This is a genomic window from Blastocatellia bacterium, from assembly GCA_035275065.1.
Taxonomy (GTDB): Bacteria; Acidobacteriota; Blastocatellia; order UBA7656; family UBA7656; genus DATENM01.
Genome location: DATENM010000148.1, coordinates 18301 through 36097 on the forward strand (window position 1 = coordinate 18301; position 17797 = coordinate 36097).

Sequence of the window (17797 nt, forward strand, 5' to 3'; positions counted from 1 at the left end):
CTTGAGCGGTTGCCCTTTTTACTTTACTTCCCGCCGAGCGGGGGAAGCTGGCGCAGGGCGGGAAACATGCGGTGCGCCTTGCAGCGCGGGCGGCGCGTCAACCGGCGCACCAGTTCCAGGCGCGCGCCGCAGACTTCGCACTCGCCGGCGGCGCGGCGTTGCAGGCGGAGGATTTCGCGGGTCGCCTCGTCGCGCTCCAGACGTTTGGATTCGGCAAGCTCGCGCGACATCTCTTCCATCTCGTGGCGCAGGGCCAGCGCCCGCATCTCGCCGGCCTTGACCTCCTTATACTGCTCTTCGGTCAGAATCGCTTTCAGCCACAACTGCACGTCGCGGCTCGCCAGCGCCAGCCATTGACCTTTGGGACTGAAAACCACCGGATGCCAGCTGATCTCGCGGAACCAGAGCGTCTTGACGACGCGCGCGGTCTGCCAGCGCCAGATGCGCACCGTCTGCCCAAGGCTGCCGCCCGCCACCAGCTCACCATCGGGACTGAAGGCGATAGAAGTCACATCGTTGACGTGGCCGGCGAGCGACTGGACTTCGCGGCCGGTTTCGACCTCCCAGATTTTTGCCAGATGGTCTTCGCCGCCCGAGGCCAGCCAGCGGCCGTCCGGGCTGAAGGCGAGCGCCGCCACGCCTTCCTTGTGCCCGTTGAACGTCCGCACCGCTTCGCCCGTCGAGGCGTCCCATAACTTAATCGTCTTATCGATGCCGCCCGATGCGATCCAGCGCCCATCGGGGCTGAAGGCGGCGGCCGTGACGGCGCGCGTGTGGCCGGTCATGACTTCGACTTCGCGACCGGTGACGACGCGCCAGAGCCGCACCGTGCGATCAGAGCTTGCCGACGCCAGCCACTGCCCGTCAGGGCTGAAGGTGACGGCAGTGACTTCGCCGTCGTGGCCGCGCAGCTCGCGCACCTCAACGCCGCTCTGCGCGTCCCACAACTTGATCGAGCGGTCGCGGCTCCCCGAAGCCAACAGCGCCCCTTCGGGGCTAAACGCGATTGAGTTAATGCTCGCCGCATGGCCTTTCAGGGTTTGCACGGGCAGCCCTGTGTCGACTTCCCAAACGCGAATGCCTTCGTAGAGAAAGCCGGTCGCCAGCCAGCGGCCATCGGGACTGATGGCAATTGAGCGCGCATAATCGCGCGCGTCCATCTCATATTGTTTGTAAAACAGATCATAAATGCCGCGCAGCTCCTGTTGCATCTCTTCCAGGTGTTCCAGCAGCTCGATGCCTGCCGGATAAGAGCTGGCCGATTCAAGCTGTGACTCGACGCTCTCAAAGACCGTATCGATCTGCTGCCGCTCAGGCTTGACGACGACATAGCGCTTGAGCAACTCGGCATCGCGCTTGATGGCGGCGATCTTTTCGGCGACCGGCTCCATCAGGTTTGCCAGCAACAACCGCGCTTCGGCGCGCACGCTGTCAAAGGCCGCCTCGTGCCTGGCGCGTTCGTAGTAGCGGGCATCCATACCGATGGCGGCTTCGAGGCTACTGACCGCCGCGCCGGCATCATTGCTCACCGCCGCCAGGCAGGCGCGTTGATAGTAGGCGTCGGCGAGTCGCGGGTTGAGCGCGACGGCTTCGTCGAGATGCTCGCGGGCTTCACCGAAGCGCCGCTCGATGGCTTCGACGATGGCAGCGAAGTAGTGCGCCTCTGCCGCCTGCCGCATGTCGCAAGCGCGCGCATAACGGGCGGCTTTCTGAAAGTACTCGCGGGCGCGCGGCAAATCGTGGCGGTGATAAAGCGACAGGCTGGCGATTGAGCGGAGCACGGCAAAGTCGGGATAGTTGCGCTTCTCGGCTTCGAGAAAATCATTGAGGGCTTCGTCGTGCCAGCCGTTCAGGTAAGCGGTTTCGGCGCGCTGGCGAAAGGCGCGCGCCTCGCGCTCGAACTCCGGCAGGCGAATCTCGCGCAGCGTGTCACGCATCGCCGGGGCGCGCATCTCGGCGCGCCACATCGCGTCGCCGAGCAGCGGGTGAAAGTCGGCGCCCAGCCGTTCAATGCCGCCCGCGAGTTTTGTAAGACTGATCTCAAATGCGCGACGGGCTGCGGCTTCACCGGGCTCGGCGTATCCGGGCGTTGCGCCCAGTCCGGCTTCGATGGCGAGCCGATGGTTGCGCTCGTCCAGATCAAAGCGCAGCGCCGCCACACCCTGAGCTTCGCCATGCGAAACGCTGTCGGCCAGCGCGCGCTCCATGTCGGTGATGCGGTGGCGATGGCCGAGAAGCTCTTTCCAGGTGGTATGACCGAGATAGATTGCCGTAAGTCCCACTGCCGGTGTTCCCCGTCATTTCAGGTGGGCACACTCGATCAGCATAGAAGAGAAGCGCGCCGCCGTCCAGCTAAAAGACGACGCGGGGGCCGAGGTGACGCGGCGACGGGCGAGGGAAAAAGCCGACGCGGTGACGCGGCGAGGGAAGAATACAGAGGCTGACAGATTGCTTTTCTTTCCCGCGTCCCCGAGTCCCCGCGTCACCGCGTCTCTCTTTCCCCGCGTCTCTCTTTCAACGTTCGTCATCCGATCAGGCGCGGCTGCACATAAAACCGACACCGGGCCGAAAAAACGTCGAAAAAAGGCCGTAAAACGCCGCTTGCGGCTGGCACGTGCATTGCCTTTTCAACAAGTGCACTGATAGTTCGAGCAAGGAGGGAGAGGAAATGAACCAAATCAAGAAGAGCGTTCTAGCGGCGCTGGCCGTGCTGACGCTGGTCAGCTCATTTGCTCTGGCTCAAGGGCCGGCGCAGCGGCGCGTGAATTACACGATTAATGTCGCCTACAAGCTCAGAATGGGCGATTACATGCTGTCGCCTGGCCGTTACGTGCTTTACCAGGTCAGCATGGCTGATCCGAATCAATTCGCGCTGTACGCCGAGGACATGACGCACAGTCCTGTGGCGATGATCCGCACGACGCGCATCGAGTACAACGCCACGAATTATCCGTCAAAGACGCGCATGCTGCTCGACATGGACGAATCGGGCAACACGGCTGATCCGGTGATTCGCGGCTGGACGATACCGGGTGAAGACGGCTGGCGGATTATTTCGGTGGTCTCGAAAAACGACCGCTACCTGACCCATATGAAGTAACGCGACGCGACGGAGTGGACGAGAATTTCTTCTGTAGATAATGATTAAGGGCGTGCCCGATGAGGTGCGCCCTTTTTCGCATCAAGCCTTATTCTGTGTAGTCGTAGCCTGAGGGTCAATCTTGTTCGGGCGCAAGCGGCGCGTGGCGCTCTTTGAGGCGGGCATATTCTTCTGTAAGCTCCGCAAGCTCGGCTTCGCGCGCGCGGTCGCGCCCACGGCCCATCACGGCTTTCAAGATAGCCGCAGCGCCCAGGCCGCCACCGCCTATGGCAATCCATTTCAGCATCTCGCGGGTGATGCCAAGCGGCGCATAAATGCCGGCCTTGCCATTGAACAGGTCGTAAGCCGCAAGCAAACCCAGCAGCAGCAGAAACACGCCGCCACCCATGAGCATCCCGCTCACCGCTTTGGCGGAATCGATTTCGTAACCAATATCACTGATGCGCCCGCGCAGCTCGATGAGCCGCCGCTCGCCTTCGCCCGCCGGCGCGGTCGCAGAGGTTGCGGGTGATTCGGCGTCAGAAGACATGAGGAGATTTTGGATTTTAGATTTTGGATTTTAGATTGGGGAAAGAAAACACCGCATTGTTCAAGTTCTCTGGCAATCCAAAATCCAAAATCCAAAATCTAAAATTCACTTGATGAGTTTGCCGGTGCGCGACCAGCGCGTTCGCGTCAGGAAGTTGCCGTCGTTGGTGCTGCGGTCAATGGACCAGTAGACGAACATCGCATGGCCGACGACTTGATCGCGCGGCACCGTGCCCCAGAAGCGACTGTCGAGGCTGTTGTCGCGGTTGTCGCCCATGCAGAAGTATTGATCGCTGTCATAGCGCCCATCACCGTCGGCGTCGTAGATGCGCGCCAGTTCCGCGCTGTTCTTAATCTCTTCCGGCAGCGTGTCGCCTTTCATGGGAATCTTGAACGGCTGATGCACGGCGTAGTCGCCGCTCTCGTTATAGATAGTCGTGGCGACGCTGTGTTCGTCTTCGTACAGATAGACGGTCCATTGCGCGCCCTGATACGGGCCGGGGTCTTTGGTGGTTTCGAGGTCTTTGAGGTCTTCGGGAACTTGCGATTTCACGTAGACTTGATGCTCGGGTAATTCCTGCCCGTTGATGAATACCTTGCCTTGCTTGTACTCGATGGTTTCGCCGGGTAGGCCGATCACTCGCTTGACGAAGTTGGTCTGCGGGTCTTTCGGGAACTTGAAGACGATGACATCGCCGCGCCGTATGGTGCGCTGCGGGAAGAGCGGCAGGCTGAGATAATCGTGCGGCCCGAAGATGAACTTGTTGACCAGCAGGTGGTCTTGAATGACGATGGTGTTCTTCATCGAGCCGGTCGGCACCTTGACCGCCTGCACAATGAAGGTCATACCGAACAGCGCCATAATCAGCGTCACCACGGCGCTCTCAAAGTATTCGCGCACGAGGCTCTTCTTAAACGGCGCTTCGTGCAGCGGGCGCTTGGGGTCGGCTTCGACGGTGCGCACGGCGGGCGGCGGCAATTCGCGGCGCTCGGTTACAACTTCGTCCGCGGCGGTTGCCGGCGGCGTCTGCTCTTCGGTTCGCAAATCCAATTCGTCGCTCATGATAATTGCTGGCTACTCCTGATATGAAGTTCAAGCGTCGGTCGCGACCGTGCGCCCGGTATCCGCCTCGTCGTCAGCCGCAGTCTCTATGTTAGCCGCTGACTCTACCGACGCGCCAGTTGCCGGCTCAGTGGGCGGCGCTGACGCGCCATTCGCGCCCTGTCCGTTCTGCGCCGCTTCCAGCTCTTCGACGATGGCCAGAAAGGGATTATCGTCATCTATCGCGTGCGGCGGGTCGGCAGTTGCCGCCTCGACTGACTCGACTGGCGGCGCGGTTTCAGCGGCGTGGCGATTGTTTCTGGCGGCGCGGCGTTCCTGATAAGCGGTGATGGCTTCGGCGAGCGCCTCAGGAGTTTCCAGCGCCCGTCGCGCCGCTTCCTGTTGCGCCAGCTTGATCGAAGGCCCTTCCGAGCGCGTGATGCCGCGCCCGCCGACGCGCAATTCGATGCAGAAGGTGCGGCGATGGTCAGGGCCTAGCACATCAACGACGGCGTACTCGGGGCCGGGGCCGCCGGCGGCTTGCAGATATTCTTGCAGCGCCGATTTGAAATCCGTGCCGATCATGGCTGACGGGTCTATGCCGCTCACCTTAGCGCCGAGCTCGCGACGCAAAAAGCGCTCGGCGGTCGCAATCCCGCCATCAATGTAGATGACGCCGATCAGCGCCTCGTAGGCGTCTGCGAGCAGCGCCCGCTTGTGCCGCCCGCCGGTCTTCTCTTCGCCGCGGTTGAGCAGGATGAAGCGCCCCAGGTCAATGGCTTCGGCCAACTCGACCAGGCTGGCTTCACTGACCAGATAGGCTTTCATCTTCGAGAGCTTGCCTTCGGAAAGCTGCGGAAAGCGTTCCAGCAGCCAGGCGCTGACGACAAAGCCGAGCACCGCGTCGCCGAGGAATTCCATCGCCTCGTTGTGCTGGCAGTTCTGCGCGGCGCGCTCGTTGGCAAATGAGCGGTGGGTCAGCGAGCGGTCGAGCAAGGCCCGCGAGCGGAATGAATAACCGATCTCCTGTTCAAGCTCGGAAAGCAACTTTTCACGGTCGAGTGAAATCATACGCGCCTGTGAATTCCAACTATACCATACAACGACGGGCGCTTCACTGAAGAACTGGCGCAGTGGCCGACCGGCCGGGCAAATGAAAAAGCCAGCCGGGTGAGGGCTGGCTTTCTCAAATCGCCTGATGAGTCGCTTTACATTCTCGGTTTCTTGGTGACCGGCCTAGCCGCCGCCGCGGGCTGGGTCGCACCGGGCTTCGGAGCCGTCACGTCAGCCGGCTTTTGATCGGCAGCGGCTTGCGGCTTCTCGACAGGCGGCGTCATCTTCACCGGCGTCGGGCTGGTCTTGTTATCGTCAATCAGCTTGCTCAGGCCCGCATCCGAGCCGTTGTTGCGATACTTGTAGAGATCGGTGAGCGCCGTCATGACCTTCTGCTTGACGTCCGCCGGGTAATCATTCTTCGGCAGGCCCATGAAGCGCGCCCAGCAATTGATGACGCCATCGGCTTCGGCATTGACTTTATCGAGCGCCGCTTTGACCTCGGGCTTCGGCTCGGCCGCCGTGCGGTCGGCCTCTGGAAGCTTCTGATAGTCAGCCGCCGCCACCGCGTAGCGTCCCTGATGCAAGCGGCCACAGTTGAAGAAGTAGCGCGCATTCATCGGGTCATTCATCGCGGCGTGCATGTAGTGCTCAAGCGCCTTGTCAGTCTCTTTGTTGTGCTCGTCAATCGTCGCCAGCGTGTCGTGCAGATAGCCGAGCGTCTCGCTCTTCTTGAAGCTCGGAGAATTGGTCGGCGCCTTGCCGGCTTCGATCAAGCGGATCGAGGTCTGCGTGAACTGCGTGGTGTCCGGCACGTACTGGAAATTGGTGTCGAGGGTGCGCAACTGGCTGGCGAGAAAGAGCGCAAAGTCGAGATTATCGGGGTCTGCCGCCATGATCTCTTTGCCGAGGCGATCAATCTCGGCGAGGTTTTTGGCCTTCACCGCTTCGCCCAGCATCGTGGCGCGCGCCTGCGGCATCCACTTCTTCAGATAAGCCGCGTACTGGCCATTGGGATACTTTTCCAGATATGCCTGCGCCGCTTCCAGAGCCTTTGGATAATCTTTGGCATTATTCAGGTCATACCATGTTTTATAGGTCGCGGCTTCCTGAGCCGCAGCATCCTGCGCAGCGGGCTTGGCGCTGCTGTCTTGAGCAAAAGTCAGCGGCGCAGCGAGCGCCAGCAGAAACGTGAGGACCGCGGCGGTGGCGATGATTTTTTTCATTAGACGATACTCCTCCTTGCTGTTTTCCTCCGAGCAAGCTCGAATCGAGATACTCTACCGAATTGATTTGTTGAATCGGCGCAACTCTGGGATGCTTGCGCAGCAGCAGGAGTTGCTGACCTTTGGCGAACGGGAAAAGCTCCAACTTCATCGTCGCACGCGCTCTGTTTTTTTGTCAAGCAAAGACGACCACAACCGGGCCTACTTGCCGTGCAAACGCATAAGTTTTACAACTCGGAGCCGGGCATTTCACTTGTCGCCTATCCAACATCCAAATCCGCACACCAAGCTACGGGCGCTAACGCTTCGTCAGTTTTATGAGGAAGCCATAAAGTTGCGGGTCGCGCGCTTCCAACTCGCGCCGTGTGTGCCGCGCCGTCACTCCCGCCGAAGGCCGCTTGTCGTCGCTGATGAACGCTTCGTAGCCTTGCGCAAAGTACTCATATTCGTTGGCCGCCGCATAATAGTCAAGCGCGCGGCCCGCGGCTTTCGCCTGCTCATAAAGACGGCGGATCATTAGCACGTCGGCTTTGCCGAGCGCCGTCATATGCACCTGATGCGCGAACTCGTGCGCGATGGTGTGAAAGCCGCCGCCGCTGGCCATCTCGATATACTCAAGCCCGCTCACCGCCACGCGCCCGCCGACGCCGCGCAGGCTGGCATAATAACGGCCATCGAAGGTCTTCTCGGCGGCGATGTCGTCAAAGTCACCCATGTCGCTTACGGTTTCGTCAAAGGCCAGCAGGTAATGGCGGGCGCGGCTGCGAGCGAGCGCCGGCAGGTACTCCGCCAGCGGCGCCACCGCCCAATCGATCACCTGTTGCTGGCGGCGCGTCAGTCCCTGGTAATTCGGAAAGATGACTCGCGTCAGCGCGTAAGTCGGCGGCGGCGGGCGCTGATAAAACTTCGCCGCATAATCTTCGCCGCCGATCTCGATGCGCGCCCGCTCTTGCAAGCCGCGATTGGCATAGGCCAGCTCCAGATGCGCCGCCGCGCCCTCGCCGTCTACGGCCAGCGCCATACGCGCGGCGGTCGCGGCACGCTCGTAATCGCCGTCGCGCAGCCAGATGTCGCCCAGTCCGATCAGCGCGCGGTAGTAACGCGGCTGGATGCGCAGGGCGGCTTCAAATTCGGAGATGGCTTGCGGCGCGCGGCCTGCGCGCTTCAGCGCCTGGGCGCGCTCGGCATGCAGGCGCGCTTCGCTCACGACTTCTTGCTGCAAGCCGGCGCGGCCATCGACATACTGCGACAGCAAGCGGCGGGCGCTGACGTTCAAAGGATCGAGCCTGAGAACGCGCCGCGCCAGTTGGCGAACCGCTTCGGGCTCGCGCCGTGTGGCTTTGACGAAGCCGAGCGCGCCGAGCGCTTCCGTGTCGTACTCGTCGAGCGCCGCGGCGCGCTCGGCCTCCGCCTCGGCTTCATCGTTGCGATTGCTTTCGATCAGCACACGCGCCAGCATCGCCCGCGCGCGATGGTCATCAGGGTGATCGGCGAGCAGACGGCGCAAACGCGCTTCGGCGCTTTGCGGATTGCGCTCTAATAGATCAACGCCGGCGCTCCCGGTGATGGCGGCGGCATGCGCCGCGTCGAGCGCCAGCGCCCGGTCAAAGTAAGCTCCGGCGCGCGCCGCATCTTCCGCCGTCAGGTAAATCGTGCCGTACTCCGCCAGCCAATCCGCCGAGCGAGCGCCCGCCGCCTTCGCTTGATCGAGCCACGCGAGCGCCGCCGCGTAATCGAACCGCGCCCGCGCAATGCGGCTGAGGCCGAGATGCGCTTCAAGGTTCGCCGCATCGAGCTTGATCGCTTCACGGAACGCGGCTTCGGCGGCGTCGAGATTCCACTCGTGGCGCAACATTGCGCCGCGCCGCGCCGCCTCTGACGCCAGCCGCGCTCGCTCGCGCGGCACCGTATCGCGCGGCGCCAGTGCCTGCGGCTGTGCCGCAAGGCAAAATATGGCGTGGGATGCGCTGACGCGCGCGGCGGCAAAAGGCAAAAGGCAAAAGGCAAAAATTAACAAGCTCTCGACAAGGCGTGCAAATCGAAGCGGCAACCCGTAGCGTCGTAACAACGCTGAACCATCCGCCGCGACGACCACTTTTGCCTTTTGCCTTTTGCCTTTTGCCTTTTGCCTTCTCATGCGCTCGGTTTCAACCCCACGTCGCCGGCGACCTGGCGCAAGGCAGCGATGATAAAATCGATATGCTCGCCGAGGTCAACCTCGAATTCTTGCGCGCCTTCGTAGACTTCGTCGCGGTTGACTGTACGCGCAAAGGCCTTGTCTTTGAGCTTCTTCTTCACAGACTTCGATTCCATGTCCCAGATGCCGTTCGGGCGCACCAGCGCCGCGGCGATCACAAAGCCCGTCAACTCGTCGCAGGCATAAAGGCCGCGCGCCAGCAGCGTGTCGCGCGCCACCTTGGTGTAATTGGCATGGCCGAGGATGGCGCGGCGTATCTCGTCGCTATAGCCGCGCGCGGCAAGAATCTCCGAGCCTTTGAGCGGGTGGTCGGGCGGCTCAGGGTACATCTCGTAATCGAAATCGTGCAGCAAGCCGACCATGCCCCAGAGGTCTTCGTCGGCGGCGAGCTTACGGGCATAAGCGCGCATCACGGCTTCGACGGCGAGCGCGTGCTTGCGCAGCGACTCGCCTTTCGTGTATTCGCACAACAGCTCCCAGGACTCTTCTCGTGTCGGCATAAGTCAATCTCAAAAGCCCGCGCCTTTCGTCGTCAGGCGGATGCGGTAGACCGCCGTGTTCGCCGTGATGTAAAGCGTCGCGCCATCATCGCCCCAGGCGCAGTTGGCCGTCGGCACGGCGGTTTCAATCGTGCCGAGGTGTGTGCCATCGGGCGCAAAAACATAGATGCCTTCCGGGCCGCTCGCAAACAGGTTGCCGTCGCGGTCTACCTTCAAGCCGTCGGGCGCGCCCTTGCGCGTCTGCGTCCAGGGCTTGGCGTCGAAGAAGACGCGCCCGCCCGCAAGCGTGCCATCGGGCTTCACGTCATAGACCATCCACAAGCCCTGCGCCGAGTCCGAAACGTACAGGCGCTTTTCGTCCGGCGAGAAGGCGATGCCGTTCGGCGCTTGCAGCTCTTTGGTAAGCAATGTCACTTTGCCATTCTTGGTCAAGCGATAGACGCCGCAGAACGACAGCTCGCGCTGCGGATCGTCAAAGGTCTTGGGCAAGCCATAAGCCGGGTCGGTGAAGTAGAGATCGCCGTTCGATTTGAACGCCAGGTCGTTCGGGCTGTTCAATCGCTTGCCTTCGTAACGGTCGGCGAGCGTCGTCTTGGTGCCGTCGCGTTCGAGCCGCGCCACGCGCCGGTCGCCGTGCTCGCACAGCACCAGATGGCCTGCGGCGTCGTAGGTCAGGCCGTTCGATCCCGGCTCGCGGCCCGTGAACGGCGCGCTGCCGGTGTAGCCGCTCGGCTTCAGGAAGAGGCTCATCCCCGCGCCGGTCTTCCACTTGATGATGGAATTGGCCGGAATGTCGGAAAACAGCAGGTAGTTTTCCTTACGGTTCCACACAGGGCCTTCCGTCCAGGTGTAACCGTCGCCGAGCTTCTCAAGCCGGGCATCTTTCGGCACCAGTTTGTCGAGCCGCGCGTCGCGCCGTTCGATGTTGCCCGCGTGCGTCGTCGTTTGAATGGCCATGCTGCCTCCCGCGGTCGAAAATGCCGCGCACGCCGTTAGCACGATGGCGGCTAACGCGCACGGACCTGGCAGTGATCTTTTCATGACGGATTCCCCTTATCGATTTGGCGAGCGCCGCGCCAATCATTCCCCTGTCGCTAGTGGACGCGGATGGCGAAGGTGGCGCGCGCCGACTTGCTGAACCGTGTGAAGAAATCCATGACGCGCTTGATTAGGCCATACTTCTCAGTGATCAGGCGGTTGGCCTGCGCCGCTTCCGCCGCGTCGAGCCGGCGCGCTTCCGCTTCGACCCATTCACCTTTCAGGTTGCCGCGCGCGTCACAGATGGCGACGCGGACGTGAGGGTTGTTGCGCAGGCGTTTGACCTTGCCCGAATTGGCCGCCGTGTAAACGACCAGCTCGTCGCCCGATTCGGCAAACCACAAGGGCGTGGCGATGGGCGTGCCGTCGCGCTTGAAAGTTTGCATGCTGATGTATTTCTGATTCGCGAACTGCGCCAGCTTGTCTTCGCTCATAACCTCTCCCGCGCAGGCATCGAGTTGCGGCGGGTGAAGCATAACTGCGCCGCCGCTGACTTTTCAAACGAAATGAAGGGAGCCGCATAAGGCCCGCCTTCAGGCAGAGCTCCAGGCGAATAGTCGTTGGCCGCTTGTCTTCGGAAAGTTTGGTGCTAGAATTCGGCACAGGGGTGTTCGCCAGATCAAGGCAAAGGTTGTCCCTTTATGAAGTCGAAATTCATCCGCCTGCTCCCGGTGTCGGTCGCGGTCATGCTATTCGGCTTGCCGCTCGTCGCGGCCCGCGCGCAGACCCAAACCACAACCGCCGCAACCCCTCAGCAACCCACCGCGCCGAGCAAGCAAGACCAGCAGCTCAAGTTGTCTACTGACCTCGTGAGCTTGAAAGTCACGGTTGCCGATTCATTCGGCAGAGTCGTCACCGGTTTGCGGCAAGAGAATTTTACGATCTACGACGACAAGGTGCAGCAACAGATCGCGCACTTCACCGAAGCCGACGCGCCCATCTCAATCGGCATCATCTTCGACATCTCGAATTCAATGGGCGGCATCATTCAGAGTTCTATGGTGGCGCTGCGCCGCTTCATCGAAACCTCGCACGAAGAGGACGATTTCTTTCTCGTCGGCTTCAACAATCACGCAAAGCTAGTACAAGACTTCACCACCTCGCCCGACCAGGTGCTGGGTCGCTTGATATTGGTCAAGCCCGGCGGCATGACGGCGCTTTATGACGCGGTCTATCTCGGGGTCGAAAAAGTCCAGCAGGGCCGTCACCAGAAGCGCGCCCTGTTGATTATCTCGGACGGCGAAGAGAACAACAGCCGCTATAGCGAGGGCGAGTTGCGCCGGCTGATCAAGGAAGCCGGCGTACAGATCTATGCCATCAAGATCGGCGGGCCGTGGAGCTATGGCAAAAACGTCTTAGAGGGAATTGCCGAGCAGACCGGCGGGCGCGCATTCGTTCCGGGCTATGACAATGGCTTGAGCTTTCTCGACATCTGCACGCGCATCGCGCTCGAACTGCGCCACCAGTATTCTATCGGCTTCTATCCGAGCGACGCCCGCGCCGCTATCCAATGGCACCGCGTACAGGTCAAGATCACCGCGCCCAAAGGTCTGGGCCGATTATCGCTCACCTACAAAGACCGCTACGAGACGTTCAGGAAATAAGCGGCACCGCATCACGCCTGCCAGGTGATGTAGAACTCGCACAAACGGTCGCCGCGCGATGTGCAGCGCGTGTGCGTGATGTGCGCGGCGCTGGCGCCGCACAGCTCGATGGCATGGCGAAAGTAGCTCGTGCCGCTGGCGCAGAAGCTCGGCGGCGGCGCTTGCTGATAAGCGATCTTCAGCAAACCGCTGGTCTCGCTCAAGGGCTCATAGCTGGCCTCGCCGAAATCCTGATAGGCGTGATGGATCAGCGACGACTGTTGCAGGAAGCTGTGAATGTCAGGGTTGAGCAGGCTGCTGTACGGACCCGACAAGCTGCTGGTCGCCGAGAACGCGCCGAGGTCTTCATAAATCTCCGCGGCGGTCCCGCCCAGCTCCGCGGCAATGGCGCGATCCAGCGCGTCGAGCAAGCGCAGCGGATACCAGTCGTCTATGCCAATCTCTTTGAGCGCCTTGTGGTCTTCGTCGCTCAGGCGGGCGAGTATCCGGGCCCAGGCTTCGAGTCCCTGGTTCATGGCGATGAACAGGAAGCGGGCGCGCAGCAGCCCGCCTTTGACGTGCATGCCGGAGTAGAAAGATTGAGGGGGTTGCATGAGTTTGACTCCGTGGCCGAATCGTTGGCGACGCGATTATACCACGAAGTCGTCGGTCGGAAATCTCTGCGTGGCGCAAGCCGGTTGGCTTGCGCCACATCAATATCGATCAGCGCAGCGCCACGGGCTGGCCCTGAGCCGTGCGCGTCACGATGTGCGCCAGCTTGCGCGTGCCGGCGCGCTCGGCGACGACCTCGACTTCATCGGCCAGTCGCAGGTCAGCGAGCCTGAGCGCGATGTCATCCATCGTCGCGATAGAGACCAGCTCGTTGCCTTCGATCAGTGTCGTCTGCTCGCTCAATTGAAACTCCAGGCGCTCGCCGCCGGCGGTCTCGATGCCGAGCCGCTGGCCGCGCAAAGCGACGATGCGACCGCTGACGATAAAGCTGTTGGCGCGGCCAATGATGCGCGGCGCAAACTCGCTCACGCGCGCACGCGCGGCGGCCGGTTGATGACGGGTGGGGGCGTAACCTTTTCCCTGACCGGCGGCGTGACTGCGATTTTGCGCCGGCGCCGCCATGCAGAGCAGGACGACGAAGGATAGCAGCGCCGCAAGCGCTGTAATCATTCCTATCACACGGGGTCTTCTCATCTCATACCTCCTGCCCAATTGGCTCGCGCCGCCGCTTTCTGGGCAACCCTCGTGCCGCCACCCGGAGGCGCGCAGCGGCGTGGAAAAGGCGGTTGCGGTCGGCTAACATACGAACCCAATGACTCAGGACAGAACACGGGTGAAAAAATTACCTACCGCGGCAGGGCGCAAGGCGGCGCGCAAAACGGCGCTTCAGCCCGCAGGCGCGATCATCGACGTGCCCGGCCTTAGCGTCGGTCACACGCACAATCTGGCGGCGCGCACAGGCTGTACCGTCGTGCTGTGCGGAGCCGAAGGCGCGGTCGCCGGCGTAGACGTGCGCGGCGCTGCTCCCGGCACGCGCGAGACCGATCTGCTCGCCCCTGAAAATCTGGTTGAGCGCGTCCACGCCATACTGCTGACGGGCGGCTCGGTCTTTGGACTGGACGCCGCGTGCGGGGTTGTTCGCTGGCTGGAAGCGCGCGACATCGGCTTTGATACGGGCGTGGCGCGCGTGCCGATTGTGCCCGCCGCGGTGATCTTCGACCTCGCCGAAGGCGACGCGCGTGTGCGGCCCAACGCGGCCATGGGATACGAAGCCTGCGAGCGCGCCACCTCTGAAACGGTCGAAGAAGGCCGCGTCGGCGCGGGCGCAGGGGCAACGGTCGGTAAGCTTCTGGGCATGGCGATGGCGTCGGCGGGCGGCATCGGTACGGCTTCGATGAGAGTGGCAAACGGCGCGACGGTCGGCGCCGTCGTCGTCGTCAACGCCTTCGGCGACATTGTTGACCCCGACGGCGGTGGCATTGTCGCGGGGGCGCGCTCGCGCGGTGGCGGCTGGCTCGACACGCAGCGCACGCTCGCAGCCGGTTCGCCGGCCAGTCCGCTGTCTGTAATGCAGAACACAACCCTCGCCGTGGTCGCCACGGATGCGGCGTTGACCAAAGCGCAGGCGCGTAAGGTCGCGGCGATGGCGCACGACGGGCTGGCGCGCGCCATCCGACCGATTCACACCATGTTCGACGGTGACACCATCTTCGCGCTGTCAACCGGCAGCGCCCGCGCTGATGTGACGACCGTCGGCGCTATCGCGGCGGAAGTCGTCGCCCGCGCCGTCCTTCGCGTAGGCCGAATGTCCGGGACAAGGTAATGCGTTTCTTCTTCGCCGCGCCTTTCACCGTTCGCCCGCGGAATCTATAATCGGATGGCGAGGCAACCGCAATCGCACAGGCTTCTTCTCAAAAGTGGACTTATGGCAACGGCTCCGCTCATCAACACAGAGGCGCGCATCCTGCCGATGCAGGACGCCGACCGCAATGGCCTTGAGGCGCTGTTCGAGGAACAGTGCCGCGAGTGGCTAAGCCTGCTGCGCTGGGATTACACGGGGCCGAGTCGCATGGTTCGGCAGGTTGCTCGTCAAGGCGAATTGGATGGCTTTGTGGCGATGAGCGGCAGCCGCACGGTCGGCCTGGCTTACTACGTTGTGGAGGACCTGCGCTGCTCGATTGGTGATATTTATGTCACGAAGGATTGGCGCGGCGCCGGCGTTGACCGCCAACTGGTCGCCGCCATTCTCGACGAGCTGGGGCGCGGCCCGCGCTTGCGGCGCATCGAGAGCCAGTGCATCAACATTGATAATGACGGCGTCAGCGACCTGTTGACGGCGAGCGGCTTTGAAAGCTTTGACCGTTACTACATGATCAAGGAGTTGAGCGAGGCGGCAAGCGACCAGACAGGTTCGACAATCTATGGTCAGCACCTGGCCCAGACTTCAACCGAAGACGTTTTGATTCGCGGCTGGCAGGAGGCCGATTTCTCGCAGTCGGCGCGCGTCATTCACCAATCCTACCGCGGCCGCACAGACAGTCGCATCAACAGCCAGTACAAGACCGAAGCGGGCTGCGCGGAGTTACTGACCATCCTGACTGATCATCTCTGGTGCGGCGATTTCCTGCCGCACGTTTCGCGCGTTGCCATACAGCGAGCGGCGCGGCGGCAGGCCGGCGTGCTGATCGCTTCGCGCATCTCGTCGCGTGTCGGCCACATCGGTCAGGTCTCTGTGCATCACGCGTATCAGCGGATGGGCCTGGGGCAGCGATTGATGGTTAGCGCGCTTCAAGAGCTGACGCAGTATGGCTTTCACACCGCGACGCTCGCCGTCACTGCCATCAACGCGCCGGCGCTGCGGCTCTACGAATCGCTCGGCTTCCGCTCGATCCACCGCTTCCCGGTCTTCTTCAAGGAACGACGCTCACCTTAACCGTATTCGACAGCTTGCCGGTCGAATTCTTCACCTGCACCATCAGCTCGGCGGGCGCGGCCAGCATGTCGTGCGTGAAGCGGCCCACCAGCTCGGTCGTCGAGGCGCTGTCGAGCGCCAGCGCCGTGCCGTTGACCAGCAGTTGCGCGCCGCTGTCGAAATCCATGCCGGTGACCAGGATGCGAATCTTCTTTGGGTTCGAACCCGCGGGGATAGTCGCCCACACATTACTCGGCTTCTTCTTATAAACCACCATTGAGGTGATCTGCGGCGACTTGACCGGCGGCGGGTCGGGATCGCCTTTGGTCACCGCGAAGGGCTGCGCGTTCGACAGCCCGCCGTCGGGATTGCGCACCGCAAGTTGGATCGTGCGCTCGCCGGTCAGGGCGCTCGCCGGCAAATCGGCAAGCAGCTCGAAGCGATCTGTCCCCTGCCGCGTCGTCAGCGTCGTATTGTCTGTCAGGTTGACGACGACCGCGCCGGTTTTCAGGTGGCGGCCAGTTATAACGACCGTGACGGCGGCAGAGCCGGCTTTGATCGCCGCCGGGCGCACGCTGCCGATCAGCGGCTGGCCGTCGCTGCCCGTGCGGTGAATGCGGTAGATGAAGTGATGATGCACGGTCGAGATGCTGTGCTGGACGGGATCGAAGCGCGCCACGTAGATGTCGCCGCTGATCGGATCGACCGCCAGATCAACCGGCCCATCAAACGGATCAATCGGATCGAATTGCGCGATGAAGCCATCGTCGCGCAAATGAAAGCCGCCGTCGCGGCTGCCTTCGACGACGACGCGGCGCAGGTCGCCGCCATAGTTAGCCGCGTTCGGGTAATTCTTGTAGAGCGTGACCAGCAGTTGATTCTGGAATGCGGCAGCCTGCGGCCCTGTGTAGAAGGCCAGGCCGGTCGGCGTCAGGTGCGCCGGGTATTGCAACAGCGGCGGGCGCACTCCTGAGCAGTTGGCGTTATCGGCAGTCGGCTGACCGTCGCAGAGCGGGAAGCCGTAGTTGCCGCCGGCGACGATCCAGTTGATCTCTTCGGGCGGCGCGTTGTCTTCCGGGCAGAAGTTGCAGAATTCAGCTTTGCCGACATCAACAGAAAACAGCTCGCCATTGTTAGGGTGAAAGGCCAGCCCGAACGGCTGACGCAGGCCGGTCGCATAGATGTTCACCTGCGGGTTGTCTACATCGATGCGCAGGATCGCGCCATTCAGCGGCCCGTCGACAGGTCGGCCCGGCGCGGCCGTGCCGCCATCGGTCGCCGATCCCTGACCGATATAAAGCAAGCCATCGGGGCCAAACTTGATCTTGTCTGTCTGGTGGTCGCCCTGACTCGGCAGATTGTCGAGGATAATCGTCTGGTCATCGGCCACGTCATCGCCGTTGGTGTCGCGCAAGCGAATGATGCGGCCCGGCCCGCTGTTGACGTTGCTGGCCACGAACAGATCGCCGTTGGCGCGAAAGGCCATGCCCAGCGGAATCGGCACGCCGCTGGCGAAGGTCTTCAGTTGATCCATGAAGCCATCGTCGTCGGTGTCGAGCATGATGAAAATCTTGCCCGAATAGGTGCCGACAAACAGCCGCCCGCGCGCGTCAAAGGCCATCGCCGTCGGCCCTGCGAAGGCGCCCGAAGCAAACTCCGGCACGTTATCGGGACTGGCGAAGACGTTGAAATCAAACCCATCGGCGATGATGACCGGACGGATCGGCACTTGCGCGCTGACGGCGCGCGGAAAACGAATCGCCGTAAAAAAGAGGCCGAATATAAATATGAGGCTGAGTACAAAAGTGAATCTTGATCTCGACAACACTGCACCCCTTTGATCTTGGAGAATCGTGTATGCCACAACCCTTGAGGCATAGCGGCAGCGACCAATCAGCATACAGGGAAAGCGGGGCATGGCGAAAGAGCGACGCGGCGACGCGGCGAGGGAAGAAAACAAGGGCCCACGGTCATTCAGTTCTCGTGAGAAGTAAGACGAAATACGATAAAGTCTCACCTCGTTGAAGATTGGCAAATCTATTGACGAGGTGAGACATGACAAGATCGAGTCTTGTTTTGATAGAAGTATTCTCCGCCATCCCCGAT

Annotated in this window: 16 protein-coding genes; 4 read left to right on the plus strand and 12 right to left on the minus strand. The window is 62.0% G+C overall.

Annotated features, from left to right (window positions below; translation table 11 throughout):
• Window positions 1-23: 23 nt before the first annotated feature.
• On the minus strand, window positions 24-2282 hold the full coding sequence (locus VJ464_27375; GenBank protein ID HKQ08874.1) for a hypothetical protein: 2259 nt from the start codon (window positions 2280-2282) through the stop codon (window positions 24-26).
• Between the two features lie 386 nt (window positions 2283-2668).
• Here VJ464_27375 and VJ464_27380 point away from each other — a divergent pair, with 386 nt between their 5' ends.
• A complete protein-coding gene (locus VJ464_27380) occupies window positions 2669-3100 on the plus strand; it encodes a hypothetical protein (GenBank protein HKQ08875.1) in 432 nt (143 codons plus the stop codon).
• 115 nt (window positions 3101-3215) lie between these two features.
• On the opposite strand, the gene VJ464_27385 is transcribed toward VJ464_27380, so the two are convergent.
• From VJ464_27385 to VJ464_27420, 8 genes are all read right to left on the minus strand, one after another.
• Window positions 3216-3629 (minus strand): hypothetical protein, encoded by a 414-nt coding sequence (locus VJ464_27385; protein HKQ08876.1) that lies wholly within the window; start codon window positions 3627-3629, stop codon window positions 3216-3218.
• Between the two features lie 105 nt (window positions 3630-3734).
• Entirely contained in the window at window positions 3735-4691 is a 957-nt protein-coding gene (lepB, locus tag VJ464_27390) for a signal peptidase I (protein ID HKQ08877.1), read from the minus strand.
• 30 nt (window positions 4692-4721) lie between these two features.
• Window positions 4722-5741 (minus strand): ribonuclease III, encoded by a 1020-nt coding sequence (gene rnc / locus VJ464_27395; protein ID HKQ08878.1) that lies wholly within the window; start codon window positions 5739-5741, stop codon window positions 4722-4724.
• Window positions 5742-5878: 137 nt separating this feature from the next.
• The gene (locus VJ464_27400) at window positions 5879-6949 is read right to left on the minus strand and encodes a hypothetical protein (protein ID HKQ08879.1); all 1071 of its coding nucleotides are present in this window, start codon (window positions 6947-6949) and stop codon (window positions 5879-5881) included.
• A gap of 298 nt (window positions 6950-7247) precedes the next feature.
• A complete protein-coding gene (locus VJ464_27405) occupies window positions 7248-8855 on the minus strand; it encodes a tetratricopeptide repeat protein (GenBank protein HKQ08880.1) in 1608 nt (535 codons plus the stop codon).
• 227 nt (window positions 8856-9082) lie between these two features.
• A complete protein-coding gene (locus tag VJ464_27410; GenBank protein HKQ08881.1) occupies window positions 9083-9646 on the minus strand; it encodes an HDIG domain-containing protein in 564 nt (187 codons plus the stop codon).
• A 9-nt stretch (window positions 9647-9655) separates the two neighbouring features.
• Window positions 9656-10603: an SMP-30/gluconolactonase/LRE family protein gene (locus VJ464_27415; protein HKQ08882.1), complete on the minus strand. Its 948-nt coding sequence runs from the start codon at window positions 10601-10603 to the stop codon at window positions 9656-9658.
• Between the two features lie 137 nt (window positions 10604-10740).
• Window positions 10741-11118: a PPOX class F420-dependent oxidoreductase gene (locus VJ464_27420; protein HKQ08883.1), complete on the minus strand. Its 378-nt coding sequence runs from the start codon at window positions 11116-11118 to the stop codon at window positions 10741-10743.
• Window positions 11119-11325: 207 nt separating this feature from the next.
• Between VJ464_27420 and VJ464_27425 the strand changes: the two genes are divergently transcribed.
• Window positions 11326-12288, plus strand: a complete 963-nt coding sequence (locus tag VJ464_27425; protein ID HKQ08884.1) for a VWA domain-containing protein — start codon at window positions 11326-11328, stop codon at window positions 12286-12288.
• Window positions 12289-12299: 11 nt separating this feature from the next.
• On the opposite strand, the gene VJ464_27430 is transcribed toward VJ464_27425, so the two are convergent.
• Window positions 12300-12881, minus strand: coding sequence for a hypothetical protein (locus VJ464_27430; protein HKQ08885.1), 582 nt, complete (start codon window positions 12879-12881; stop codon window positions 12300-12302).
• 109 nt (window positions 12882-12990) lie between these two features.
• Entirely contained in the window at window positions 12991-13473 is a 483-nt protein-coding gene (locus VJ464_27435) for a hypothetical protein (GenBank protein HKQ08886.1), read from the minus strand.
• A 139-nt stretch (window positions 13474-13612) separates the two neighbouring features.
• On the opposite strand from VJ464_27435, the gene VJ464_27440 reads away from it, so the two are divergent.
• The gene (locus tag VJ464_27440) at window positions 13613-14602 is read left to right on the plus strand and encodes a P1 family peptidase (GenBank protein HKQ08887.1); all 990 of its coding nucleotides are present in this window, start codon (window positions 13613-13615) and stop codon (window positions 14600-14602) included.
• A 102-nt stretch (window positions 14603-14704) separates the two neighbouring features.
• Window positions 14705-15712: a GNAT family N-acetyltransferase gene (locus tag VJ464_27445; protein ID HKQ08888.1), complete on the plus strand. Its 1008-nt coding sequence runs from the start codon at window positions 14705-14707 to the stop codon at window positions 15710-15712.
• Here the strand turns inward: VJ464_27445 and VJ464_27450 are convergent.
• A complete protein-coding gene (locus tag VJ464_27450; GenBank protein HKQ08889.1) occupies window positions 15690-17516 on the minus strand; it encodes a PQQ-dependent sugar dehydrogenase in 1827 nt (608 codons plus the stop codon). The two genes, VJ464_27445 and VJ464_27450, sit on opposite strands and share 23 nt — an antisense overlap.
• Window positions 17517-17797 lie beyond the last annotated feature (281 nt).